The 24,298-nt window shown below is 68.6% G+C and carries 22 protein-coding genes and 1 tRNA gene; 14 read left to right on the forward strand and 9 right to left on the reverse strand.

The features are described from left to right. Positions 1–43 precede the first annotated feature (43 nt). Positions 44–119 (forward strand) — tRNA-Arg (locus tag AB0F44_RS10135). Between the two features lie 30 nt (positions 120–149). On the opposite strand, the gene AB0F44_RS10140 is transcribed toward AB0F44_RS10135, so the two are convergent. Beyond that, complete coding sequence (locus AB0F44_RS10140; RefSeq protein WP_357354995.1) at positions 150–392, reverse strand: hypothetical protein; 243 nt, start codon at positions 390–392, stop codon at positions 150–152. A gap of 268 nt (positions 393–660) precedes the next feature. On the opposite strand from AB0F44_RS10140, the gene AB0F44_RS10145 reads away from it, so the two are divergent. From AB0F44_RS10145 to AB0F44_RS10155, 3 genes are all read left to right on the forward strand, one after another. After that, positions 661–1,575, forward strand: coding sequence for a dihydrodipicolinate synthase family protein (locus tag AB0F44_RS10145; RefSeq protein WP_357354997.1), 915 nt, complete (start codon positions 661–663; stop codon positions 1,573–1,575). A 393-nt stretch (positions 1,576–1,968) separates the two neighbouring features. Next, on the forward strand, positions 1,969–3,177 hold the full coding sequence (locus AB0F44_RS10150) for an Nramp family divalent metal transporter (RefSeq protein WP_357354999.1): 1,209 nt from the start codon (positions 1,969–1,971) through the stop codon (positions 3,175–3,177). Between the two features lie 111 nt (positions 3,178–3,288). Beyond that, positions 3,289–4,344, forward strand: a complete 1,056-nt coding sequence (locus tag AB0F44_RS10155; RefSeq protein WP_357355001.1) for a LacI family DNA-binding transcriptional regulator — start codon at positions 3,289–3,291, stop codon at positions 4,342–4,344. Here AB0F44_RS10155 and AB0F44_RS10160 read toward each other — a convergent pair. Next, on the reverse strand, positions 4,341–5,516 hold the full coding sequence (locus tag AB0F44_RS10160; RefSeq protein WP_357355003.1) for a saccharopine dehydrogenase NADP-binding domain-containing protein: 1,176 nt from the start codon (positions 5,514–5,516) through the stop codon (positions 4,341–4,343). The genes AB0F44_RS10155 and AB0F44_RS10160 overlap by 4 nt on opposite strands. 176 nt (positions 5,517–5,692) lie before the next feature. Here AB0F44_RS10160 and AB0F44_RS10165 point away from each other — a divergent pair, with 176 nt between their 5' ends. From AB0F44_RS10165 to AB0F44_RS10175, 3 genes are all read left to right on the forward strand, one after another. Further along, a complete protein-coding gene (locus AB0F44_RS10165; RefSeq protein ID WP_357355004.1) occupies positions 5,693–6,454 on the forward strand; it encodes a response regulator transcription factor in 762 nt (253 codons plus the stop codon). Between the two features lie 31 nt (positions 6,455–6,485). Beyond that, a complete protein-coding gene (locus tag AB0F44_RS10170; RefSeq protein WP_183542027.1) occupies positions 6,486–6,755 on the forward strand; it encodes a DUF2277 domain-containing protein in 270 nt (89 codons plus the stop codon). A gap of 85 nt (positions 6,756–6,840) precedes the next feature. Then, positions 6,841–7,803 carry a Sir2 family NAD-dependent protein deacetylase gene (locus tag AB0F44_RS10175; RefSeq protein WP_357355007.1) on the forward strand — a complete coding sequence of 321 codons (963 nt, stop codon included), beginning with the start codon at positions 6,841–6,843 and terminating at the stop codon, positions 7,801–7,803. Here the strand turns inward: AB0F44_RS10175 and AB0F44_RS10180 are convergent. The 7 genes from AB0F44_RS10180 to AB0F44_RS10210 form a co-directional block, all read right to left on the reverse strand. After that, the gene (locus AB0F44_RS10180; RefSeq protein ID WP_091042652.1) at positions 7,789–8,055 is read right to left on the reverse strand and encodes a hypothetical protein; all 267 of its coding nucleotides are present in this window, start codon (positions 8,053–8,055) and stop codon (positions 7,789–7,791) included. The two genes, AB0F44_RS10175 and AB0F44_RS10180, sit on opposite strands and share 15 nt — an antisense overlap. 228 nt (positions 8,056–8,283) lie before the next feature. Continuing rightward, a complete protein-coding gene (locus AB0F44_RS10185) occupies positions 8,284–8,970 on the reverse strand; it encodes a metal-dependent transcriptional regulator (RefSeq protein ID WP_350663433.1) in 687 nt (228 codons plus the stop codon). A 98-nt stretch (positions 8,971–9,068) separates the two neighbouring features. After that, positions 9,069–9,560 carry a MarR family winged helix-turn-helix transcriptional regulator gene (locus tag AB0F44_RS10190; RefSeq protein WP_357355010.1) on the reverse strand — a complete coding sequence of 164 codons (492 nt, stop codon included), beginning with the start codon at positions 9,558–9,560 and terminating at the stop codon, positions 9,069–9,071. Between the two features lie 5 nt (positions 9,561–9,565). Beyond that, a complete protein-coding gene (locus AB0F44_RS10195) occupies positions 9,566–11,191 on the reverse strand; it encodes an MDR family MFS transporter (RefSeq protein WP_357355012.1) in 1,626 nt (541 codons plus the stop codon). Positions 11,192–11,512: 321 nt separating this feature from the next. Continuing rightward, positions 11,513–13,504: an ABC transporter ATP-binding protein gene (locus tag AB0F44_RS10200; RefSeq protein WP_357355013.1), complete on the reverse strand. Its 1,992-nt coding sequence runs from the start codon at positions 13,502–13,504 to the stop codon at positions 11,513–11,515. Beyond that, positions 13,501–15,249: an ABC transporter ATP-binding protein gene (locus AB0F44_RS10205; RefSeq protein WP_357355015.1), complete on the reverse strand. Its 1,749-nt coding sequence runs from the start codon at positions 15,247–15,249 to the stop codon at positions 13,501–13,503. Before AB0F44_RS10205 ends, AB0F44_RS10200 begins: the two co-directional genes overlap by 4 nt. Next, the gene (locus AB0F44_RS10210) at positions 15,250–15,894 is read right to left on the reverse strand and encodes a helix-turn-helix domain-containing protein (protein ID WP_357355017.1); all 645 of its coding nucleotides are present in this window, start codon (positions 15,892–15,894) and stop codon (positions 15,250–15,252) included. It lies immediately after the preceding gene. Positions 15,895–16,075: 181 nt separating this feature from the next. On the opposite strand from AB0F44_RS10210, the gene AB0F44_RS10215 reads away from it, so the two are divergent. From AB0F44_RS10215 to AB0F44_RS10245, 7 genes are all read left to right on the forward strand, one after another. Then, entirely contained in the window at positions 16,076–17,788 is a 1,713-nt protein-coding gene (locus AB0F44_RS10215) for a S8 family serine peptidase (protein WP_357355019.1), read from the forward strand. A 165-nt stretch (positions 17,789–17,953) separates the two neighbouring features. Beyond that, entirely contained in the window at positions 17,954–18,577 is a 624-nt protein-coding gene (gene pnuC / locus AB0F44_RS10220) for a nicotinamide riboside transporter PnuC (RefSeq protein WP_357355022.1), read from the forward strand. Beyond that, positions 18,570–19,604, forward strand: a complete 1,035-nt coding sequence (locus tag AB0F44_RS10225; protein ID WP_357355024.1) for an AAA family ATPase — start codon at positions 18,570–18,572, stop codon at positions 19,602–19,604. The genes pnuC and AB0F44_RS10225 overlap by 8 nt, the downstream gene beginning before the upstream one ends. Continuing rightward, positions 19,601–21,166: a MoxR family ATPase gene (locus AB0F44_RS10230; RefSeq protein WP_357355026.1), complete on the forward strand. Its 1,566-nt coding sequence runs from the start codon at positions 19,601–19,603 to the stop codon at positions 21,164–21,166. The genes AB0F44_RS10225 and AB0F44_RS10230 overlap by 4 nt, the downstream gene beginning before the upstream one ends. Continuing rightward, a complete protein-coding gene (locus AB0F44_RS10235; RefSeq protein WP_357355028.1) occupies positions 21,163–21,834 on the forward strand; it encodes a hypothetical protein in 672 nt (223 codons plus the stop codon). Before AB0F44_RS10230 ends, AB0F44_RS10235 begins: the two co-directional genes overlap by 4 nt. Continuing rightward, positions 21,831–23,678 (forward strand): vWA domain-containing protein, encoded by a 1,848-nt coding sequence (locus AB0F44_RS10240; RefSeq protein WP_357355030.1) that lies wholly within the window; start codon positions 21,831–21,833, stop codon positions 23,676–23,678. The genes AB0F44_RS10235 and AB0F44_RS10240 overlap by 4 nt, the downstream gene beginning before the upstream one ends. Then, positions 23,671–24,297, forward strand: a complete 627-nt coding sequence (locus tag AB0F44_RS10245) for a hypothetical protein (RefSeq protein WP_357355032.1) — start codon at positions 23,671–23,673, stop codon at positions 24,295–24,297. Before AB0F44_RS10240 ends, AB0F44_RS10245 begins: the two co-directional genes overlap by 8 nt. Position 24,298 lies beyond the last annotated feature (1 nt).

Here is a 24,298-nt window from a genome sequence, read left to right on the forward strand (position 1 = left end):
AAACCGTAGTATCACCCGTCACCATGGCAAGATATTCGCGAATGCCCCAGTAGCTCAGTGGATAGAGCAGCCGCCTCCTAAGCGAAAGGTCGCAAGTTCGACTCTTGCCTGGGGCACCAATTCCAGATATTTCCCCGTCGCACCGCGCCCTATGACGCGTTGTCGATGACCTCGAACCGGATCCCGGCAGCCTGCAGGCGATCGAGGAGCGCGTCGCCCATCGCGACTGCGGTGGTCACCGAACCGGAGGTCTCGGGCAGCGTGTCGAAGGCCAGGCAGAGCGCCGACTCGGCGAGCATCTTCGCCGTCTCGGTGTAGCCGGGGTCGCCTCCGGAGACCTTGGCGTGGATCCTCCGGCCGCCGGACTCGGCGACGAGATCGACGTGAACCACGACTTCTCCCGACAGCCCTCGGAGATCGGTGCCTTGCTTGACCCTCTCGCCGATCTCGGCGCAGCGGCGGCACCTGAAACCCGAGCGCCAGCCCGCTGACGCCGACCACGCCCCGGCCGCGTAGTTCAACGTCCGGCCTTATCTACGCGCGTGCTCACCAAGCAAAGTTCTCTTCGGCCCCTTGACTCATATGAGGTCCGTCACACACCATGGATAGGAACGTTCCCGATAACGTTCCCATCCGATTCAGACACGAGGAGCCCAGCTCATGAACCTCGACCTTCGCGGCCTCACTCCCGCGCCCATCACACCATTCACTCGCGACCTCGAGGTCGACTACGACGCACTCGCCTCACTCACTCGGTGGTACGCCTCGATCCCCGGCATCACCGGTCTCGTCTACCTGGGCCACGCCGGAGAGGGCACCTACCTCACCCCCGAGGAGCAGGTGCGGGTGATCGAGGTCGCCGTGGAGAACGCCGGCGACGTACCTGTGATCGCCGGGATCACCGGAGAGGGCGACAAAGTCGCCGGACTCGAGGCCAAGCGGGCAGCCGACGCCGGCGCACGTGCCGGTCTTCTCTACCCCTCGCACGGCTGGCTGCGCTTCGGCTACCAGAAGGGCGCTCCGCAGGAGCGCTACCGCATCGTGCACGAGGAATCCGGACTCCCGTTGATCCTGTTCCAGTACCCCGATGCCACCAAGGCCAGCTACGACCTCGCGACTCAGCTCGAGATCGGGGCCCAGCCCGGCGTCTTCGCAACGAAGAACGGGGTGCGCAACATGCGCCGCTGGGACACCGAGATCCCTGTCCTTCGCCAGGAGCTCCCGGACCTGCAGATCCTGAGCTGCCACGACGAGTACCTGCTGCACACCATCTTCGATGTCGACGGTCTGCTGGTCGGCTACGGCGGCATCGCGCCGGAGCTGCTTGTCGAGTTCATCGCGGCCGGCAAGGCAAAGGACTACCCCGAGGCTCGCCGCATCCACGACACCCTGCTCCCGGTCACCAAGAACGTCTACCACCGGGGCTCACACATGGAAGGAACCGTCGCACTCAAGCTGGCCCTCGTCGAGCGCGGCAAGCTCGAGCACGCCGCCGTACGCCCGCCGCTGCTGCCACTGGCGCCCGAGGCCCAAGGCGAGATCTCGCTCGCGCTCAAGCACGCCGGCATCATCTGAGACCGACCTCAGGCACCCGAACTCGCGCAACACGGTGCCGGCCCAGCCGCAATCCGCGTGGGCCGGCACCCACCCCGCACGCACCACACGACCGGCGATACCTCGGGGTCGCCCGCCCGCCCAGCGCTCCGCACCCCGTCGTCACCGACAGGCTTCTCGCGGAGTAGCCATCGACGGCATCATGGCGACTGTCACGCTCGGCTGCCGTCCCGCCCGACGCCAGTTGCGTCGTGAGCGTTCTTTCGCACATCTCCGCTGGTGTCGGGGACGTGCCGAGATGAGAGGACCTTTTCAATGTCCCGCCCCACTGATGTACCAGTCACCGTGTCATCCGATGCCCTCAGCGCCTCGCGCCACCCCGTCTCCCCGCCTCGCAGGCGTGGAGTCCTCCAGATGCTGAAGCTGATGGGCCCCGCCTTCATCGTCGGCGCATGGCAGTTCGGGCCGGGCAATCTCGTCTCTGCCGTCCAGGCAGGAAGTCTGTACGCCTACGACTTGATCTGGGTCATCGTGCTCTCCACCGTGCTGATGCTCGTCTTCGCGGACATGAGCATCCGCATCGGCATCTCTTCACGCGGTTCCGTCGTAGCGACCATCAAGGAGACCCTCGGTAAGCCCACAGGCGTCGCGGCCGGACTAGGAGTCTTCGGCATCACGCTGTGCTTCTCGGTCGGGAACGCCGTGGGCACCGGCCTCGGCCTCTCGCTGGTGCTCGGCGGCAACCCGGTGATCTGGACGATCGCATGCAGCGTCCTCGTCGTCGCGATTCTCTTCACGCGCAGTGCCTACAAGGTGATCGAGAAGCTGGTACTTGCCATCGTCGCTCTCATGGCGACCGCCTTCATCGTCACGGCCATCGTCACGAAGCCGGACTGGATGGGAGTAGCCGAGGGCGCAGTCGTGCCCACCGTGCCGGACGGCGTCGGACTCCTCATCGTTGCCCTGGTGGGCACCAACTTCTCCCTCAACGCCGCCTTCTACGGCGGCTACGCCAGCCGCGAGCGTGGCCTCCGGGCCGAGGACTACCGCGACACGACGCTCGCCGACACGATCCCCGGAATCCTCGCTCCCGGCATCATGACCGCACTCGTGATCGCCGCGGCCGCGGCAACGCTCGCTGGCGAGGGCGGACCGGCAGGGGCCACGATCGAGCAGTTCTCTGCCGTCCTCGAGCCTGTGGCGGGCGAGGTCGGCCGGACGATCTTCGCCCTCGGATTCTTCGGCGCCGCCCTCTCCGCCATGATCGCGAACGCCACCGCGGGCGGAACGCTTCTCGCCGACGGTCTGGGGCTCGGGAATCAGATCGCGTCCAGCCGAGTGCGGATCGGCATCGTCGGCGTACTCACCTTCGGTGCGAGCGTCACCATCCTCGCCGCGGGCACATCGCCTGTGCAGCTGATCATTGCCGCACAGGCGATGACCGTCCTGATCGCCCCGCTTCTCGGTGTCCTGCTCGTGATTCTCGCGAACAACCGGCGGCTGATGGGCGGCCTGCGCAACCACTGGTGGCAGAACGTGCTTGCATCGTTCGGGCTGATCACCATCATCGCCATGTGCTACCAGCTCATCGAGACCGTCACCACCATGCTCTCCACCTTGTGACCCGGTAGCGGACGTACGGCCCGACCGGCACCACTGCCGGCCGGGCCGTTCTGCTCCGCGGTCTCGTGCTTCTGGAGCGGTTATGCTCACGCCGACGGGGAGGAGGCGAACATGACGGATACAGCAGGCCAGGCACGATCCGCGCGTGCAACGATCCGCGACGTCGCTCGAGAGGCCGGCGTCAGCACCTCGACCGTCTCCCGGGTGCTGGACGAACGACTGCCGCCTTCCCGTCACGAGACCGCCGAACGCGTACGCGAGGTCGCTGCCCGTCTGGGCTATCGCAAGGACTCCCGTGCATCCGCCCTGCGTCGCCAGCAGAGCGGGACCATCGGCGTGCTCGTACCCCGACTTACGGACACGGTGATGGCCATCCTCTTCGAGAACATCGCCGCCGCTGCCGCCGAGCGACAGATGTTCGCGATCGTGGCCACGACCGCCGACGACCCGAACTCCGAACGGTCGGCGGTGGAGAGCCTTCTCGACCAACACGTCGACGGTCTCGTCCTCACCACCGCACGACCGGACGATGCCGTGATTCCGGACCTGCGCGAGCGCGGGATCCCCTTGGTCCTTGCACTACGACACGACGGCGTGACACCAGCAGTCGTCGGCGACGACGAGCTAGGCGGCTACCTCGCAACTCGCCACCTCCTGGATCTGGGTCACCGCGAGATCGCGCTGGTCGCCGGACCGGCATACGCGACGAGCGCGGCCGGACGTGTCGCTGGGTTCAGGCGGGCGATGACAGAAGCCGGCATCGACGACATCGACCGCCACATCCACCCCTCGACCTTCGGGATGGAGTCCGGCGAGGAAGTCGGCCGCCGCATCCTCTCGACCTCACCACGCCCCACCGCCGTATTCGCCGTCAACGACAACACGGCCGTCGGCGTCCTGGCCGCTGCGCGAGCAGCCGGGCTGAGCGTTCCGGACCAGCTCTCGGTCGTGGGCTACAACGACATCCCCTTGGCAGCGCGACTTCCGGTACCTCTCACGACGGTCCACGTGCCGTTCGATCAGATCGCCGCGCGCGCCATCGCTGCGCTCGCCCGCCTGATCGCCACACCCGACGAGGTTCGACCCGGCACCACCACCACGCTGATGCCCTCCCTGATCCCACGCGCCTCAACTGCGCCTCCGCGGGGCGCACGCGACCCGCGTTAGGACGCGTCGACGACCTCGAACCGGATCCCGGCAGCCTGAAGGCGATCTAGGAGCGCGTCGCCCATCGCGACGGCGGTGGTCACCGAACCGGAGGTCTCGGGCAGCGTGTCGAAGGCCAGGCAGAGCGCCGACTCGGCGAGCATCTTCGCCGTCTCGGTGTAGCCGGGGTCTCCTCCGGAGACCTTGGTGTGGATCTTCCGGCCGCCGGACTCGGCGACGAAGTCGACCGTGAACCACGACTTCTCCCGGCGGCCCTCGGAGGGTCCGGTGCCCTGCTTGACCCGCTCGCCGAGCTTGGCCCGCAGCGGCGGCACCTGCATCGCGAGGGCGAGGGCGCCGACGCCGACCACGCCGCCGGCGGCGTACCTCAGTGTCTTGGTCCCGGCGAAGTGCGAGTAGGTGAACGCGGGGCCGTAGGCCTCCAGCGCCCGCCCGGAGCGGGCGACGATGAACGGGTCGATGGTCGGCAGCGGCAGCAGCCAGTAACCCAGCTCGCTGTCACGGCCGAGCGACGGCTTCGCCGGTCGAGAGGTACGCCCCTTCGGCCGCTCCTCGAGCGCGCGACGCTCGCGCGACGCGGCTGCCATCTCCCGGGGCCGCGACATCTGCCCCAGCGCCGAGTGGAAGGTGCCGCCGGAGAAGGTGGCGTTGGAGCGGACGACGCCCTTCATCGTCAACGGCCCGGTGATCTCGCCGCCGGCGGCGAGCTCGCGCACCGTGAAGAAGGCGCCGAGGTCGTGCGGGATCGAGTCGAACCCGCACGCGTGCACGATCCGGGCACCGTTGGCGCGGGCGGTGGCGTCGTACTTCACGAACATGCGGTCGACGAACTCGGGTTCTCCGGTCAGGTCGACGTAGTCGGTGCCGGCCTCGGCGCAGGCCTTGACCAGCGGCTCGCCGTACTCCAGATAGGGCCCGACCGTGGTGATCACGACGCGAGCGCGAGCCGCCAGCGCGGCCAGCGACGAGGAATCGTGCACGTCGGCCTGGAGGAGCTCGACGTCGGCGGAGCCGAGCCCGTCACGCACGGCCTCGAGGCGCGACAGGGAGCGGCCGGCGAGCGCCCATCGCAGTCCCTCGGGCGCGTGCTTGGCGAGATATCCGGCCACCAGCCCGCCCGTGAATCCGGTCGCGCCGAACAGAACGATGTCGAGATCGCGAGAAGACGTCATAACCGCTACCTTTCCAGAAGCAACGAAATCCGAGACGGCACGGGTCTCTCAGTGATCAAATGTTGCATCAATAGGGATACTCTTGAGCGGTTTCTTTCGGTGAATCAGCATTTGAGTGAACGACCAGGCACCATCCCCAACCACGAGATGAGTGAGACGAGCCTGTGGGCGACGCGGTGATCAGCGTTCTGCTGGCCGACGGTCACGACGTTGTGCGTGTCGGCGTGCGTACGGTCCTGCTGCCCGAACCCGACATCGAGGTCGTCGGCGAGGCCCGCACCGCCGCCGAGGCTCGGCCCCTGATCGCGACGCTCCGTCCTGACGTACTCATCCTCGACGCCCACCTGCCCGACGCCTCAGGCGTAGCGCTGTGCCGCGAGGCGCTCGCGATCAAGAGCGACATCCGTTGCATGATCCTGGCCACCGACGCCGACGACGAGGTGATGAGCCAGGCGATCATGGCCGGGGCGGCCGGTTACGTGCTCAAGCAGATCGAGGCGACGAGCCTGGTCTCCGGCGTACGCCTGGTGGCCAGCGGCCACACCCTCTTCGACCCCGAGGCGGCCGCCAAGGTGGTCCACAACGTCGAGGAGCGCCGTCGGATGCACGAGGTGGTCGCCGACCTGACTCCGCAGCAGCGCCGGATCCTGGTGCTGCTCGCCGAGGGCATCTCCAACCGGCAGATCGCCGACCGCCTGGTGCTGGCGGAGAAGACCGTGAAGAACCACATCACTGGTCTGCTCGCCAAGCTCGGCGTCAGCCACCGCACCCAGGCCGCCCTCATGGCGAGCCAGCTGCTCGAGGACGGCGTCGTGCCGCGGCCGGCTCCCCCGGCCGACGACGTGAGGCAGGCCAAGGGCGCCGCACCCAACGGCGGGCCGATGCCCCCGCATCCGCGCGGCCAGGCCCCCTCCCACTCCCCTGGCCGATCGCGCTGACCGTCGCCTCGATCCAGGTACCGTTGAAGGCATGTGCCGCAACATCCGCCCGCTCCACAACTTCGAGCCGCCCGCCACCAACGACGAGGTCACCGCTGCCGCCCTGCAGTTCGTACGCAAGGTGAGCGGCACGACCAAGCCGTCTGCCGCCAACCAGGAGGCCTTCGACCAGGCCGTCGCCGAGATCGCCCACATCACCCGGCATCTCCTCGACGATCTGGTCACCAACGCCCCCAAGAAGAACCGTGAGGTCGAGGCCGCGAAGCGCAAGGCTCGCGCCGAGGGCAGGTACGCCTCGTGACCCCGGGGTCGCAAGCCGAAAGTCCGTGTCGCGAGGCGTGCGATGCGCGCGTGCATCGCAAGGCGGCATCGCGACGGTATACCGGGTGTCTTCCGAGCGGTGCCAACGCAGCGAGGTGCGTGCGCAGCGGGCGGCTCGCGGTGCGGAATTGAGGCGCGCGACCCCGGCCCCGGAGGCGAGCAACACCGATTCGTACGCCGCGGCGCTGGCCCTCCTCCAGGACCGGCGCCTCGTGGTGCTGACCGGGGCCGGCGTCTCGACCGACTCGGGCATCCCCGACTACCGCAGCCCGGGCAGCCCGTCACGGCAGCCGATGACGTACCAGCAGTTCATCTCGGGCCCGCAAGAGCGGCAGCGCTACTGGGCGCGCAGCCACCTCGGCTGGCGGCGGATGGGCAGCGCGGTGCCGAACGCCGGCCATCGCGCCCTGGCCGCGATCGAGCCCGAGCTGCTGATCACCCAGAACGTCGACGGTCTGCACGAGCAGGCGGCACCCGAGCTCGCCAGCAGCGGGCGGATCGTGACGTTGCACGGGCGGGTGGCCGACGTGATCTGTCTGTCCTGCCGCACGCTGAGCCCGCGCCGCGACCTCCAGGAGCGGATGGAGGCGCTCAACGCGGGATGGGCCGAGGCGCACGCGGATGTGGAGACCCGGCCTGACGGTGACGTCGCACTCGAGGAGACGCAGGACTTCGTCGTGCCCGACTGCGAGATCTGCGGCGGCATCCTCAAGCCGGACGTCGTCTTCTTCGGGGAGAACGTCCCCAAGGACCGGGTCGCTCGGTGCATGGCGGCGGTCGACGCCCTCGCCGAGCCGGAAAGCCTCGAGCTCCGCGGCGAGCGGCACGAGGGGGAGGGCGTGCTGCTCGTCGCGGGCTCGAGTCTGGCGGTGATGAGTGGCTATCGGTTCGTGCGCAGGGCGGCCAAGGCCGGGATCCCGGTCATCATCGTCAACCGCGGCGCCACCAGAGGCGATGGGGAGGCTGCGTACAAGCTGGAGGTCGGGACCAGCGAGTTCCTCACCACCTTGGCGTCACGCAGAACGTGACTGCGGCAGGTCGGCCATGCGGCCGGCGGCCTCGTCGACGGAGAGTCTGGCGCCGATGAAGAAATGGTAGACCGGGCCTTCGTCGATCAGCAGCACCTTGGCGCTGTGGTAGTCACCACCGAGGTCGGTGAGCACGATCTCCTCGCCGCGCTCGAGGTGACGGGTCAGGCCGGTGTCGGTGTGGTGGACGGCGACTGGGCGGAACGTCTCATCCAGCTCGCGACCGCGAGCGGGCAGATGAACGACCTCCATAGAGCTCTCCCCTCCGGAGACCCCCGCAAGTCTCGACATGACAACTGCTGAACGTCTCCCTCCAGCAGGCCTTGCACGTCAAACATAAGCATCTATGACGTAATCGGTCCAGAGTCATGTGCCAGAATCTGCCGACGTCGAGAGAATTTCACCGGCGGTTACAAAAGTGGGCGCGACGTTGCCACACCGAAGCCGACTCGTGGAGCCGACCGACAATCAATATGCGGGTCAGAGAGCCTTCACGAAGATATGGTCCGCAGCCTCGGGGATGATCTCCGCGGTCTCCCCACCGGAGCCGAGCAGCACCCCGTCGGGGGTCGCCTTGATCGCGACGGTCTGGTCCGGGGTCGCGCCGACCCGGCGCAGGGCGCTCATCAGCGACTCGTCCTTCTGCATCTCCTCGGAGATGCGGCGCACCAGGACGGTGGCGCGGTCGGAGCCCGCCGCGGCCGTGAGCGACTGGACGCCGGCCATGAAGTCCTCGTCGGCAGGCTTGCCGCCGAGCTCGTCGAGACCGGGGATCGGGTTGCCGTAGGGCGACTCGGTCGGGTCGCCGAGCAGATCGAGCAGTCGCTTCTCGACGGTGTCCGACATGACGTGCTCCCAGCGGCACGCCTCCTCGTGGACGAGCTCCCAGTCGAGGCCGATGACGTCGGTGAGCAGCCGCTCGGCGAGGCGGTGCTTGCGCATCACCCGGGTGGCCAGGCGAAGGCCCTCGTCGGTGAGCTGCAGGTGGCGGTCACCCTCGACGGTGAGCAGGCCGTCGCGCTCCATCCGGGCGACGGTCTGGGAGACCGTGGGGCCGGACTGGTGGAGACGCTCGGCGATGCGGGCGCGCAGCGGAACGATTCCCTCTTCGACCAGCTCGTAGATCGTGCGAAGGTACATCTCGGTGGTGTCGATGAGATCGCTCACAGGCTAATCCTACATCCTTGAATCAGTCAGAAAAACCGAACCCAGCAGGGTGTGTCCCGAACGACGTCGGCCTGCAGGAGAGATCACGCCGTGATCCCCTAAGAGCCCTGGCGTTCTAGGGCCTCGTTGTATCTGGACAGCATAGCGCTGAGCCGGTCGATCTCGTCGGGACTCCAGTCGGCCAGCCGGTCGTTGAAACGTACGCGACGCTCCCGTGCCACCCGGTCGAGCCCGTCGCGGGCCTCGGCGGTCACCGAGACCAGGCTGGCCCGCCCGTCCTCGGGATCGGGATGACGCTCGAGCAGGCCGAGGTCGATCATGGCCTGCACCATCCGGCTGACGGCTCCCTTGTCGATCCCGAGTCCGTCGACGAGCGCGGAGGCGCGTACGGGGCCACGCTCGGCGATCCAGGTCAGCATCATGTAGCCGCCGGGCGGCAGATCCGGGTGAAGCATCCGGCCGCGTGCCTTCATCGCCCGCTTGGCCCTCCACACGAGCACGCCGACCTCGGACTCGAGTCGGCTGAGCGACTCACCACGAGGGCCGTCCTCGAACTGCTCGCCCTGAGCGGCGTCGTCCATCGCTGTCATCCCTGTCATCTCCGGCCCGCTCCCCCCGCCTCGAGCTCCACAGCGACCTCAGGAGCGATCTCATCGTCGGCGAGGTCCTCGATCGTAGTCTTGAGCGGAACCTCTTTGATACCCAGGATCGCAACCAGCGCGATGACCGCGCACGGGATGGCCACCAGGAAGAGATCGGCCGTGGCGACGGCGAAGGCGTGCTCGTAGAGGGCCTGCACCGCGCTCGGCATGCTCGCCGGGTCGGCGAGCCCGCCGCCCTGCAGGCTCTGGAGCTCCTCAGGGGTGACCTTTCCGCTGGCCACCAGCTTGGGAATGCCGTCGGTGATGACGTCCTCGACCCGGTGGGAGAGCACGGCGCCGAGAGCGGCGATGCCCATCGAGCCGCCCATCGACCGGAAGAAGGCGACGACCGAGGAGCCCGCACCCATGTCCTTGTTGTCGAGGTTGTTCTGCACCGCGAGCACGAGGTTCTGGTTGGTGGCGCCGACGCCGAGACCGAGGATGGCCATGAAGGCGCCGACCATGGCCAGGTTGGTGTGCTCGTCGATCGTGCTGAGCAGGTAGAGCCCGATCGGCAGCATGATGCCGCCGAAGATCAGGTAGCGCTTCCAGCGTCCGGTGGAACTGATCAGGCGTCCGGTGACCATCCCGGCACCGGAGAGCCCGAACACCATGCAGATCGACATCAGGCCGGCGTGGGTCGGCGTCATCCCGCGAGCGGTCTGGAAGTACTGCTGCAGGTAGACCGTCGCACCGAACATCCCGGCACCGACGAAGAACGAGGCAATGGTGGAGAAGACCATCGTGCGGTCGCGGAAGAGGCGCAGCGGGATGATCGGCTCCTTGGCGAACCTGCCCTCGACCAGGATTGCGAGGGCCAGCACGACGACGCTGCCGGCGACCAGGGCGTACGACATCAGCGAGGTCCACGCGAAGGAGTCGCCGCCCAGGGTGACCCAGATCAGCAGGGTGGAGACGCCGGCGACCAGCAGGAACGCACCGAGGTAGTCGATGCTGACCTCGCGGCGTACGTGCGGGAGGTGCAGGGTCTTCTGGAGCAGGATGAAGGCGACCACCGCGAACGGCACACCGACGTAGAAGACGCCGGGCCAGCCCAGAGGGGAGTCGACGATCACGCCGCCGACGAGCGGCCCGATGACGGTGGCCAGCGCGAAGACCGCGCCGATGTAACCGGAGTAGCGACCGCGCTCACGCGGGGAGACGATCATCGCGATGATCACCTGGATCAGCGCGATGATGCCGCCCATGCCGAGGCCGGCGATGACCCGGCCGGTGATGATCACCGGCATCGACGGCGCCAGACCACAGATCGCCGAGCCGACGATGAACAGGCCGAGCGCGGCCTGGACCAGCACCTTCTTGTTGTAGAGATCGGCGAGCTTGCCCCAGATCGGCATCGTCGCGGTCATCGCCAGCATGCTCGAGACGACGATCCAGGTGTAGCCACCCTGGGTGCCGCCGAGATCGGTGACGATCCGCGGCAGGGCGTTGGCGACCGACGTACCCGACAGCATGGCGACGAAGAGCGCCATCAGAAGGCCGGAGAGGACCTCCATGATCTGGCGATGGGTCATCTGCGGCGCCGCGATGGCCTGCGAGGACTGCTGGGACTCTGACAAGTGTGGACTCGGCTCTCACGCGAATTGGTTGAACATCGACAACCAATGTACGTCGGATTAGTTGCTAAACGCAACTTGTCGCCGGTCGCTAAAACGGGGCGACCCGCAGGCGGGCCTGGTGGCCAACCCGGTGGATGAGTCCGGTACGCCTGCGGGTCGGGTGGCTGCTAGTGAATTGCCAGCCCCCATCCGTAGTTGGGGAAGCTGCTAGCGAGCAGCCACCTCACGCATCCAATCGTTCTTCATCTGATCGGATCACCTCCTTTCCCGTGTGGCTCAACGGTAGGCGTCGGGCCATATCGGGATCAAAGGGTTTATTTGTCAGGCTGGCTCCTCCACTAGGGCGTGGCTGAACTGCGACTGGTAGAGCTCGGCGTACGCGCCCTTGGCCTCGAGCAGCTCGGCGTGGGTGCCCTGCTCGACGATCGCGCCGTCGCGCATGACCAGGATCAGGTCGGCGTCGCGGATCGTGGAGAGCCGGTGGGCGATCACGAAGGACGTACGGTCCGAGCGCAGCGCCGCCATGGCGTGCTGCAGGAGCAGCTCGGTGCGCGTGTCGACCGAGGAGGTCGCCTCGTCGAGGATCAGCAGCGACGGCTCGGCGAGGAAGGCCCTCGCGATGGTGATCAGCTGCCGCTCGCCCGCCGAGAGGTTGCCGCCCTCGTCGGTGATCAGGGTGTCGTAGCCATCCGGCAGCGAGTGCACGAACCTGTCGACGTACGTCGCCCGGGCCGCCTCGAGGAGCTCCTCCTCGGTCGCGTCCGGCCGGCCATAGCGAATGTTATCGCGGATCGTGCCCTCGAAGAGCCAGGTGTCCTGGAGCACCATCCCGGTGCGTTCGCGCAGGTCGGAACGGGGAACCGAGGCGATGTCGACGCCGTCGAGGGTGATCTGGCCGGCGTCGAGCTCGTAGAACCGCATGATCAGGTTGACCAGGGTGGTCTTGCCGGCACCGGTGGGCCCGACGATCGCGACGGTCTGCCCGGGCCGGGCCACCAGGGACAGGTCCTGGATGAGCGGCCTGTCCTTGTCGTAGGAGAAGCTCACGTGCTCGAACCGGACCTCGCCGGAACCGGCGCCGTTCCGGGGGATGCCGACATCGGGTGTCTGCTCCTCGGCGTCGAGCAGCTCGAAGACCCGCTCGGCCGAGGCCACGCCCGACTGGAGCAGGTTCATCATCGACGCAAGGGTGGTGATGGGCTGGGTGAACTGGCGCGAGTACTGGATGAAGGCCTGCAGCTCACCCAGGCTCAGGGCTCCGCTGGCGACCCGGAGGGACCCGACGACGCAGACCACCACGAACATCAGGTTGCCGACGAACATCATCAGCGGCATCAGGATCCCGCTGATGAACTGCGCCTTGAAGGACGCGGCGAAGAGCTTGTCGTTCTCCTCGGCGAAGGTCTTCTCGACCTCCTCCTGACGCCCGAAGACCTTGACCAGGTCGTGGCCGGAGAAGGTCTCCTCGATGTGACCGTTGAGCTTGCCGGTGTGGCGCCACTGGGCCACGAACTGGCCCTGAGACCGCTTCATCACCGCGCCGGTCACCACCAGCGAGACGGGCACCGCGAGCAGCGCGATCAGGGCCAGCACGGGGCTGATCCAGAACATCATGAACAGCACCGTGACCAGCGTGAACAGAGCCGTCAGCACCTGGCTGAAGGTCTGCTGCAGGGTCTGGCTGATGTTGTCGATGTCGTTGGTGACCCGGCTGAGCAGCTCGCCACGCGGCTGCTTGTCGAAGTAGGACAGCGGGACGCTGTGGACCTTCTTCTCGACGTCCTCGCGCAGGCCCTTCACGGTGCCCTGGACGACGGAGTTGAGGATCCAGCCCTGCACGAAGGAGAGCAGGGAGGCGACAAGGTAGACCGCGAGCACCACGAGCAGCGCGCTGCGCAGGGCGTCGAAGTCGACACCTTGGCCCGGGGTGACGTACTCCATCCCGGAGAGCATGTCGGCGAGCTTGTCGTCGCCCTGGGCACGCAGACCCTCGACGGCCTCCTCCTGGGTGACCCCCGCCGGCAGCTCCCTGGAGAAGACGCCACCGAAGATGATGTTGGTCGCCTTGCCCAGCAGCCACGGCCCCAGCGACATCAGGGTGACGCTGATCGCCGCCAGGCCGATGGTGGCGTAGGCATGGACCTTGTAGGGCGCCATCCGGCGCAGCAGCCGCTTGGCCGAGGGGACGAAGTTCATCGCCTTGTCCCCCACCGCGCCGCCTGCGCCCATCGGGCCGGGGCCGCCCTGGGGACGTACGATCCGCTCGGTCTTCTTCATCTGGCCGTTCGTCTGGCTGGCCTTCTGGTCGCTCATGCCGCGGCCTCCTCTGCGCTGAGCTGGGAGGAGACGATCTCCTGGTAGGTGGCATTGGCGGCGAGGAGCTCCTCATGGGTGCCCTCGCCGACGATGGCGCCGTCCTCGAGCACGAGGATCTTGTCGGCGTCGCGGATGGTGGAGACGCGCTGGGCGACCACGATGACCGTGGCGTTGCGGGTCTCGGGGGCGAGCGCGGCGCGGAGCCGGGCGTCGGTGGCGACGTCGAGCGCGGAGAAGGAGTCGTCGAAGAGATAGATGTCGGGCCTCCTCACCAGCGCCCGGGCGATGGCCAGACGTTGCCGCTGACCACCGGAGACGTTGGTGCCGCCCTGGTCGATCTCGGCGTCGAGGCCGGTGCCGTCCTCGGGGGCCATCCGCTCCACGAAGTCACGCGCCTGGGCGACCTCGAGCGCATGCCAGAGCTCCTCATCGGTCGCGTCCGGCTTGCCGTGAAGCAGGTTGGAGCGGATGGTGCCGGTGAAGAGGAACGCCTTCTGCGGGACCAGCCCGAGCGAGCTGCGCAGCGTGGCCGGGTCGAGTTCGCGTACGTCGATCCCACCCACGCGGACGACACCGGCCGTCGCGTCGAAGAGCCGCGGGATGAGGCCCAGGAGGGTCGTCTTGCCGGCGCCGGTGGAGCCGATGATCGCGACGGTCTGCCCGGGGCGGGCCTCGAAGGTGAGGTCGTGGAGAACGGGGTGGTCCGCGCCGGGGTAGGTGAAGCCGGCTCCGGTCAGGTCGACGTAGCCGTGCCGGGAGATCTCGGTGACTCCGGCCGTCGGCGGGGTCACGCTGGACTCGGTGTCGAGGACCTCGGCGATGCGGTCGGCGCAGACGGCGGCGCGCGGCACCTGCATGAGCATGAAGGTGCCCATCATGATCGACATCAGGATCTGCATCAGGTACTGCAGGAACGCGGTCAGCGGGCCGACCTGCATCAACCCGTTGTCGACCCGGATGCCGCCGAACCAGATCACCGCCACGCTGGCGACGTTGATGACCAGCATCATCAGCGGGAACATCGTCGACATCCAGCGTCCGGCTCGCAGCGCGACGTCGGTGAGGTCGTCGTTGGCCTTCGCGAAGCGCTCGGTCTCCTGACGCTCGCGTACGAACGCGCGGATCACCCGGATGCCGGTGATCTGCTCGCGCAGGATGCGGTTGACCGCGTCGATTCGCTCCTGCACCTTGCGGAAGTTGGGGACCATGCCGCGCACGACCACGGTCATGGAGATGAGCAGCACGGGGATGACGACCGCGAGCAGCCAGGAGAGCCCGGCGTCCACGCGGATCGCCATCGCGACGCCGCCGACCATCATCATCGGCACCATCACCGCGAGCGTGCAGGTGAGCACGGCGAGCATCTGGACCTGCTGGACGTCGTTAGTGGTCCGGGTGATCAGCGACGGGGCGCCGAAGCGGCCGACCTCGCGAGCGCTGAACGAGCCGACCTTCGCGAAGATCGCCGCCCGCAGGTCACGGCCGAAGCTCATCGAGCTGCGTGCGGCGAAGTAGACGCTCGTGATCGAGGCGAGGATCTGCACCAGCGCCACGCCGAGCATGATCGCGCCGATCTCGAGGATGTAGCGGGTGTCGCCCTCGGTCACGCCCTTGTCGATGATGTCGGCGTTCAGGCTGGGCAGCAGCATGAACGCCGACGTCGAGACGAGCTGCAGGATCGCGATGACGACCAGGAATCTCTTGTACGGGAGCAGGTAGTCCCGAAGGAGTCGGAGAAGCATTCAGGGGGTCTCTCTGGTCAGGCTGTGCTCGATAAGAATCCCACCGAGCAGTACGTCGATGACGTCCTCGCTGCTCAGCGGCTGGTTCGTTCGGTTCAGACCAGGGAGCCAGGCCCCGATCGTGAGGCTGCGCAGCACCAGCGCGGCCTTGCGCGGCGGCAGCCGCAGCTCGTTTACGTGCGGCTCGAAGACGAGCCTCGTCAGGTTGTCGATGAGGGCCTTGTTGGCCTCGATGAGGAACTTCGGAGGACCGGGTGGATGACGGACGCCCTCGGAATGGGGCTCCTCCGTCACGGCCGAGCGCACGGCCATCATGACGAGGAGGCCGCGCTGCGACGTCGCGGCGAGCAGGTCGATGACCGCACGGAGCTTGTCCTCGATGTCGGCCTTGCCCTCCACCACGTCCGCCATGGATTGGCCACCCCTGGTCGGGTCGAAGACGTTCTCGGCGACCGCCCGGTAGAGCTCCCGCTTGTCGCGGAAGTGTCTGAAGATCGTGCCTTCGGCGACTCCGGCCGCCTCGGCGATGAGCCTGGTCGTTGTCGACGTGCCGTGCTCGATCAGCAGCGTCTCGGTCGCCGCGATGATCGCTGCTCGCCGGTCGGCTGCGGGAATCGGCTTGGCCCGCGTACGTCGTTCGTCCACGTGGACCAGCCTAAGTGAGTGAGCACTCACTCACAAACCCAATTATGGGTGGATGCTGCCTCCAAACCCTGTTCGACACGATGCCGACTAGGGCATGCTGGGCCCACTGTCGGGCCGACAAGGGCCGTGGCAGCGGGTGGTCCCGACAATCTCGACCACCGAATCCAGGAATGGAGACAGCATGCGTAGGTTGTTGACAGGCGCGGCCGCAGTCGCGCTGGGGGTCACCGGCACCCTCGTCATGGCGAACTCGGGCAACGCCACCTCTGACCAGGAGGTTCGCTATGTCGTGGCATATGCCGAGGGATCCTCGGCCGCCAGCGCCCGTGCCGCGGTGAAGGCCGCGGGGGGCGAGATCGTTTCGGAGAACAGTGCCATCGGAGTCGCGACGGTCACCGCGGGTGAGGGATTCGCCGAGGCGGCCAACGCCTCGAACGCCCTCGTCGGCGCGGCCCAGGACAGGATCGTGGGCGCCACGACCCCGGACGCGGCCAGCAAGGCCCGCAAGCAGGAGGTGTCGAAGGTCGAGACCGAGTTCCGCAGCGGCACCAAGGGCACCGCACCCAAGACCCCGAAGCCCAAGGGGTCCACGGAGCCGCTCTCCGGTCTGCAGTGGGACATGAAGCAGATCGATGCCGCCGAGGCCAACCGCACCGAGCGTGGCAAGGGTGTCCGCGTCGGCATCCTGGACACCGGTGTCGACGGGTCGCACCCTGACATCGCGCCCAACTTCGACGCGAACCTGAGCCGCAACTTCACCACCGACATCCCGGTCGACGCCAACGGCGCCGTGGTCGACGGTCCGTGTGAGGACGAGCCCGACGCGTCCTGCTCGGACGCGGCCGACGTCGACGAGAACGGCCACGGCACTCACGTCGCCTCGACCATCGCCTCGCCGGTCAACGGCGTCGGTATCACCGGCGTCGCCCCGCAGGCCGACATCGTCAACCTGCGCGCCGGCCAGGACTCCGGCTACTTCTTCCTGCAGCCGTCGGTCGACGCGCTGACCTACGCCGGCCGCAACGGCATCGACGTGGTCAACATGAGCTACTACGTCGACCCGTGGCTGTTCAACTGCACCAACCACCCGGCCGACTCGGCCGCGGACCAGGCCGAGCAGGTCACGATCATCACCGCGATGCAGCGTGCCCTCGACTACGCCCGCGCCCGTGGCGTCACCCTCGTCGCGGCCGCCGGCAACCAGGCGATCGACTACACCAAGCCGCAGACCGACGCGAGCAGCCCCGACTACGCCAGCGAGCCCGGCGAGGCCGCCTACGTCCGTGACCTGCTCGACCCGGAGTCGTGCGTCTCGATGCCGACCGAGGGCAACGGGGTCATCGCGGTCAGCTCCACCGGTCCGTCGGAGCGCAAGTCCTACTACTCCAGCTACGGCGACGGCTTCGTCGACGTCGCGGCGCCTGGTGGGGATGCGTACGACACTGCGGACGGCACGCGCGACTACGCCGCCACCATCCTGGCCGCCTACCCGTACGACCTGGGTGTGGCCGAGGGCGCGATCGACCCGGCCACCGGCGAGGTGCTGGTGCCCTGGGCCGTCTCGGACTGCTCCAGCGGTGAGTGCTCCTACTACCAGTACCTGCAGGGCACCTCGATGGCCTCCCCGCACGCTGCTGGTGTGGCCGCGCTGATCGTCGGTGAGTACGGCAACCGCGACTTCTCCGGCAAGACCCTCTCGCCCAACAAGGTCGAGAAGATCCTGCTCAAGTCGGCCACCGACAAGGCGTGCCCGGTCCCGGCGGACTTCACCTACGTACGCCACCTGCCCAACGGCAACACGGCGACCTCGACCCACACCTGTGAGGGTGGCGAGGCCCCGAACGGCTTCTACGGCGCTGGCATCGTGAACGCGAAGGCTGCGGTCAGCCACTGAGGCGCTGCAGGGATACCCGGTTAACAGGGTATCCCTGCACTTCTCTGGCAATGCAACACCTGAGAAGTGCAGGTTTCCCCGGTTAACCGGGGATTCCTACCACCCCGAAGGGCCCGGATGCTCAACCCGAGCATCCGGGCTCTTCGCGTCCCATAGGGTTCGGCCATGCAGAGTTGGTTGGTGGCGCACTGGGTCGAGATCGCGGGGGTCGTCACGGGGGCGGCATGCGTGATCCTGGCGGCGCGGCGGAGCATGTGGACGTATCCGATCGGGATCGCGAACACCGCGCTCTACCTGGTCGTCTTCGCCGAGAGTGCGCTCTACGCCGACGCGGCGCTGCAGATCATGTTCATGGTGCTCTCGGTGACCGGTTGGGTCGACTGGTCGCTGGCGCGGCGGCGGGAGTCGGAGGCGCACCTGCGCCGTGACGAGGCGTTCGTCGGGGTCGCCTCGGCCCGGACATTGCTGCTGTTGGCGCTGGGGTTCGTGGTGGCGCTGGCGGCGATCGCGTACGTCCTGTTCGCCTTCACCGACTCCACGACCGAGCTTCCCGACGCGGCGGTGACCGCTGGCAGCGTGATCGCTCAGATCATGCTCAACCGGCGCTGGTGGCAGTGCTGGCTGGTCTGGCTGGCCGTCGACGTCGTCTCCGTCGGCCTGTACGCCTACAAGGGGCTGTGGCCGACCGCGGTGCTCTACCTCGGCTTCTGTGTGATCGTCCTGGTCGCGCTGCGGGACTGGCGCCGGGTGCTGGTCGGCCAGCGCGAGCCGGAGGTCGCGGGTGTCTGAGAAGGCATACGGCCACGGCCTGGTCCTCGGGAAGTTCTACCCGTTCCACGCCGGCCACCAGGCGCTCATCCGCGCGGCGCTGCGGGCGTGCGACCGGGTCACGGTCGAGCTCCTCGGCTCGCAGGTGGAGACCATCCCGCTCGAGGTGCGCGCGGAGTGGCTGCGCGAGGAGCACCCGACCGCCCACGTGGTCGCCGCGATGGACGAGGCCCGGGTCGACTTCGACGACCCGGCGGCCTGGGACGAGCACATGATCGTCATCTCCGAGCTGCTCCCGGCGCCCGTCGACGCGGTCTTCTCCTCCGACGCCTACGGCGAGGAACTCGCCCGGCGGCTGAACGCGACCTGGGTTCAGGTCGATCCCGGGCGGGTGTTCAACCCCGTCTCCGGCACCGCCGTACGCCCCGACCTGACCGACCACTGGGCCGAGCTGCCGGCGCCGGTCCGCGCTTGGCTCACCGAGCGGGTCGTCGTGCTCGGCGCGGAGTCGACCGGCACCACGACACTGGCCGAGAAACTGGCCGCTGACCTGGGCACCCACTGCGTTCCGGAGTACGGACGGCTCTGGTCGGAGATCCGCCCCGGTGGCCTGTTCGCCCCGTGGCGCAGCGACGAGTTCGACCTCATCGTCGACCGGCAGATCGGCTGGGAGGACGCCGCCCGGAGGCGGGTGCCGAAGCCGGTTCTGGTCTGCGACACCGACGTGCTGGCGACGACGCTGTGGCACGAGCGCTACGTCGGCCCGACCCCCGACCACCTGGTCGAGCGCGCCGCCACGCACCAGCCGGTCGCGTACGTCCTGACCGGGGACGAGATCCCGTTCGTGCAGGATGGGATGCGCGACGGCGAGCACGTCCGGCACGGGATGCAGGAGCGGTTCCGAGAGGTGCTGGCCGAGCAGCCGGTGCCCTGGATCGAGGTCCGCGGCAGCGTGCCGGAGCGGCTCGCCGCCACCAAAGAGTTCCTCGAGCCATTGCTCGGGCGAAGCAACCGGATCGGCCCGTCATTGGAGGAGCTGGGTAGATGAGCGACCGTTGGCAGAAGACATCGGCGTCGCCGACCGTGCCGCACGTCCAGCACGGCGGGCCGCGCGACGGGCTCACCGCCGCCGACCTCTTCAGGTCCCCGGACGAGACCGTCGAGCTGGACGAGAAGCTGCGGCGTACCTATTTCTGGCTGGTCAACAAGGCGGTGATCTCGCCGTTCTACGACGTCGAGTTCGATGCCGCGAAGGCCAACCGGTTCCCGCTCGGCGATGCCGGGGCGGAGATCACGCTGCCGACCCAGCCGGCCTACTCCTCCAACGTGCTGCTGCCGCTGCTCACCTTCGCGGTCGGCGGGAAGTGCCTGATGATCGGCGGGCCGGGCCGCGGCAAGACGACGCTCGCTGTGCTGATGGGGGTGCTGTCCGGAGCGACCCCGGAGGACGTACGCCGCCACCTCCAGCAGGGGCAGCCGCAGCTGACCGTGTCGGATCTGGTCGGGCTGCCGCTGCCGCGCGACCTCGTCACCGCCGGGTCGCTGGCGGAGATCACGATCGCCTGGAAGTCGTGGCTGACGCAGAAGGTCAAGATCGTCGACGAGTACAACCGCATCCCCACCAAGACCCAGTCGGCGCTGCTCACCATGGTCGCCGAGGGTTATGTGGAGAGCCACGACCAGCTGCGCCGGACTGCTCCGGACGAGGGCGTCGAGAGCTGGTTCTTCACCGCCAACGACGACTCCGGCGGCGGGACCTTCCAGGTCATCCAGGCCCTCAAGGACCGGCTCGACGTCACCGTGCAGGCGTTCGGCTTCAACGGCCGCTTCTTCGACGAGCTGGTCACCCGGGTCGAGGCCGGTGAGCGGCCGGAGGAGCACGTGCCGTCCTCGCTGGTCTTCTCCCCCGACGAGCAGTCGAAGATGCTGGCCGCCATCCGGGCGGTGCCGCTGCCTGCGGACGTACGCCGGAAGCTGGAGTACTTCACCGGGCAGTTCGAGTTCGTGCAGCACGGCGGGCGGCGGTTCGAGTACCGCACCAAGGACGTCGTCGCGACCGCCGGCGGCGACGTGAGCGCGGTCATCGACGCCAACTCCGGCGCCGACCTGGTCGTCGACCTCGGCGCGCAGACCCTGAACGGTCTCTCCGTGCGAGCGCTGCAGACCCTGATCATGTACGCCAAGGCGTCCGCGTGGTTTCGCGGCGCCGCCTCCGTCGGGCTCGACGACGTGCGCGCCATGGTGCCGTTCGTGCTCCGCGGGAAGCTGCTGCCCAACCCGCAGCACCCGCGCTTCGAGGCCGGCGACAAGGAGCTCGCCCACGACCCGGCCTCCTGGCTCGTCGACCTCTTCGACACCGCGATGAAGCAGTTCGTCGCGCTCGGCCTCGAAGCCTCCGACCCGGTCGGCGACCTGATCGCCGAGCTCGGGGGCGGGCTGGACGGGCTCGACCGGCTGACCGTCTCGCAGCGGCTGACCCGGATCGAGTCGGAGGTCGGCCGGATCTCGAAGGTCGGCAAGATCTACGGCCGCGACTACGACGACCTGGTCGCGCTGAAGTATCTCCATCAGCGCTACTCCAACTACCTCCACTGGCTGGAGGGTTCATGATCCGGCGTCCTGGGCACTCCGTGAACGCCTCGGTGGCTCGCGAGCCGGTCGCGCTGCCCGCCGTCGCCGGGCTGGACCTGGATCTGGCCGTCGCCAACGTCGCCCGCTGGGGCGGGGACACCGGGCTCTTCGGGACGTCGCTGACCGCCGGCCTAGCGGCCGCGCCGAAAGCGCCCGAGACCGCCGCGGTCCAGGATCTCGCCGCCGTAGCCGCCTGGCGCGCCGGAGTCATCGGACTGCGCACGGACGCCCTCCGAGCGGCCTCGTCCTGTCTCGACGCCGGACTGGCGGACGCGGTCGGCGCGACCCTCGGGATGCCGGGGCCCGACGTGGCCGGATTCGTCGAGGGGCAGCGTACGGACCGGTTCTTCTGGCCCGCCTGGCAGCGCCTCGGCCGCGCCTATCTGATCGCGAGGATCGGCGGTTTCGCCGGGCTCGGCGGGCCGTGGCTGGCGCACCCGGGTGACGTCATCTCGGCGGGTGAGCGACGGTGGCTGGTGGAGGTCGGTGAGGAGCTGTGGGCGGTCGACGCCGACCTGTTCGGTCACTCGGTGTCGCTGGCCGACGACGATCCGACGGACGCCGGCGACGCTGCGGGCACCGACGGTGTCCGGGTGGTCAGCGTGCCCACCTCCTACCTGCTCGAGGTCGTGCGGGAGGCCGCGTGAGAGCGCCGACCGCGACTGAGCGCGAGGCCTGGGAGGCAGCCCTCGACCTGTGGGGCGTGGACCTCCATGACCCGGTCGTGCACATCCGTTCCGACGAGGGCAGCTTCGCCTGGTTCGGGTTTCCACCGGAGGTCAACGTCGACCCCGGCGAGCTCGCCCGCCACGGTGGAGAAGGCCACCTGACCAGCGTCTTCGCTCACGAGATCGGCCACCACGTGCTCTCCCCGAGCACCCGGGTCGACTCGCTGAAGATCCGTCAGCAGATGGCACGGGTGATCGATCTCTACGACCGGCAGCACCGCCTCGATCTGGTCGCCGCGAGCGGGTTCTGCGCCAACCTGTGGTCCGACATGCTGATCAACGACCGGGTGATGCAGCTGCAGCGCGCGCGGCTCGGCCCGGACGAGACCCCCGACATGGTGCAGCTCACCCGAGCTCTCGCCGCGCCCACGCTGGCCAAGGGTCTGCGTGGCGCGGAGGACAACGAGCTGTGGTGGGTGGTGCAGCGGGCGTACGAGCTCCTCTGGCGGCTCCCCGAGGGCGACCTCGCGTGGCCCGAGCCGCCGACGCGGTGGAAGACGGACTACGAGCAACAGCTCAGCAATGCCCGGCGCCGCCTGCGCGGCTCGAAGCCGAAGCAGCGGAACGAGGCCTATCAGGCCAAACGGGAGGTCGCCGAGCTCGAGTACGACCCGCGAGCAGGCCTCGACCCGGCTCACGACGCGACGACGGTGGCCGACGTGGTGCGTACCCTCGCCGCCGACCCGGTCAGCGGGGCCGTGCCCTGGGCCATGGTGATGGCGCCCTACCTGCTGCTGGGCTTCAAGAGCAGCGGGTGCCACGAGGACTCGCCAGGCGCACCCAGCGCGGCCGAGCTCGCCGGAGCGATCGGCGACCCGCGGCTGCAGACGCCGTTGGTGCATCCCGACGACGCCGAGGTCGTCCTCGCCGAGGGTGACGCCGACGCGGCCGCCTCCGACGGCAGCGGGCAAGCGCTCGGGCTGGCCAGAACGCTCGAGCTGATGGCGGGCGCCGACCCCAACGCGGTGATGGCAGCCTGGTACGAGGCCGAGGCCCGCCCACACGTCGCACCCCTGGTGCAGCGCGGACTCGCTCCCGCAGGGCCCGCGATCCCCGGTCCCTTGGAGGAGTGGGAACTCGGCGACGACCTGGCCGACCTGGACTGGCCGGCGACGCTGACCACGGGCGCGGTGTTCGTGCCGGGGGTGACCACGCGGCGGCGTACGTTCATCGCGGACGAGCCCGAGCCGGCGTACGAGCCGGTCCTGCTCGACCTCTACCTCGACTCCTCGGGGTCGATGACGAACCCGCAGCGAGGTTCGGCCGCGATCGTCGCCGGGACGATCCTGTCGCTCTCGGTGCTGCGCGGCGGCGGGCGGGTACGGGTCACCTCGTGGAGCTCGGCCGGCCAGGTCGCCGGCGACAGCGCCTACACGCGCGACCGGGTCGAGATCATGCGACAGCTGACCACCTACTTCGGCGGCGGCACGACCTTCCCGCTCGACCTGCTCCGTGCCCGCTATCCCGAGTCTCATCGACCAGACGGGCAGCGCCACCTCGTGGTGCTCTCCGACGCCGGGCTGGACACGTTCGTGGGCCGCGGCCAGGAGGAGTACGCCGACGTCGCCCCCGCCGTACGGCGCGTGATCGACACCGGGTCACTGATGATCATCGGACATTGGCGCGGGCAGTCGCGCGAGCAGGCCGAACGGCTCGGCTACGACGTCGCCGAGATCCCGGACGTCGCGCAGGCGCCCGCGGCATGCGCGGCGCTCGCCGCCCGGATCGCCGTCTACACCCCAGAGGGAGCAACCCGTGGCTGACGAGGAGTTGTTCGAGGCCTGGCTCGATGAGGAGCTCGATCCCGACGCCGCCTGGAACGGGCTGGCGCCGGGACCGTCGGTCGACGAGGTGATGGCCCGGATCTCGACCACGCCGTCGTGGTTCCTCGACGACACCATCGACATCGTCGCGCTGGCCGGGGACGTGCTCGACACCTCCGATGGGCGGTTCATCGCGGCTGCTCGGAGAGTGGCAGCGACCGGGAAAGCGGTCGCGCGCCAGGGAGCCGGAGTCGTCCTGTGGCTGGTCGCGTCGCAAGAGCTGGCCGGGCCCTTCTCGGCCGCGCTGCGTGAGGACCGGTTCGACCGGGCGCTGGTGACGCTGTCGCTGCGCCTGGCCGCGGTCGTCGAGCCGCAACGCTGGGTCGAGGAGGCCGAGCGCCGCGAGGAGGCGGCGCGGACCTTCCTGCTGTGGAACGGGCAACTGCCTGCGCGCGAGGACGAGCGCAACGCCCGCGCCCTGTTGTCGCGCCTCGACTCCGCCGCCCGCGCCGAGGCGCTCGAACGGGCCCGGCGCGACCGTGAGCACCGCTCCGAGATCCGGCGGCGCCTGGAGGACGCGCGAGCGCGCGAGGCCGCCAGCCGCTACAGCCCGGAGTGAC

It is taken from the genome of Nocardioides sp. NPDC023903 (assembly GCF_040639295.1).
In the GTDB taxonomy this organism is placed as follows: Bacteria; Actinomycetota; Actinomycetes; order Propionibacteriales; family Nocardioidaceae; genus Nocardioides.

Bases quoted from the DNA above. Each gene is read 5' to 3' on its own strand.
- AB0F44_RS10180 (WP_091042652.1), bottom strand. From the start codon at position 8,055: ATGGAGGTCGTTCATCTGCCCGCTCGCGGTCGCGAGCTGGATGAGACG.
- AB0F44_RS10160 (WP_357355003.1), bottom strand. From the start codon at position 5,516: ATGACGTCTTCTCGCGATCTCGACATCGTTCTGTTCGGCGCGACCGGA.
- AB0F44_RS10190 (WP_357355010.1), bottom strand. From the start codon at position 9,560: ATGACAGCGATGGACGACGCCGCTCAGGGCGAGCAGTTCGAGGACGGC.
- AB0F44_RS10150 (WP_357354999.1), top strand. From the start codon at position 1,969: ATGCTGAAGCTGATGGGCCCCGCCTTCATCGTCGGCGCATGGCAGTTC.
- AB0F44_RS10205 (WP_357355015.1), bottom strand. From the start codon at position 15,249: ATGCTTCTCCGACTCCTTCGGGACTACCTGCTCCCGTACAAGAGATTC.
- AB0F44_RS10230 (WP_357355026.1), top strand. From the start codon at position 19,601: ATGAGCGACCGTTGGCAGAAGACATCGGCGTCGCCGACCGTGCCGCAC.
- AB0F44_RS10145 (WP_357354997.1), top strand. From the start codon at position 661: ATGAACCTCGACCTTCGCGGCCTCACTCCCGCGCCCATCACACCATTC.
- AB0F44_RS10215 (WP_357355019.1), top strand. From the start codon at position 16,076: ATGCGTAGGTTGTTGACAGGCGCGGCCGCAGTCGCGCTGGGGGTCACC.
- pnuC (WP_357355022.1), top strand. From the start codon at position 17,954: ATGCAGAGTTGGTTGGTGGCGCACTGGGTCGAGATCGCGGGGGTCGTC.
- AB0F44_RS10200 (WP_357355013.1), bottom strand. From the start codon at position 13,504: ATGAGCGACCAGAAGGCCAGCCAGACGAACGGCCAGATGAAGAAGACC.
- AB0F44_RS10155 (WP_357355001.1), top strand. From the start codon at position 3,289: ATGACGGATACAGCAGGCCAGGCACGATCCGCGCGTGCAACGATCCGC.
- AB0F44_RS10170 (WP_183542027.1), top strand. From the start codon at position 6,486: ATGTGCCGCAACATCCGCCCGCTCCACAACTTCGAGCCGCCCGCCACC.
- AB0F44_RS10235 (WP_357355028.1), top strand. From the start codon at position 21,163: ATGATCCGGCGTCCTGGGCACTCCGTGAACGCCTCGGTGGCTCGCGAG.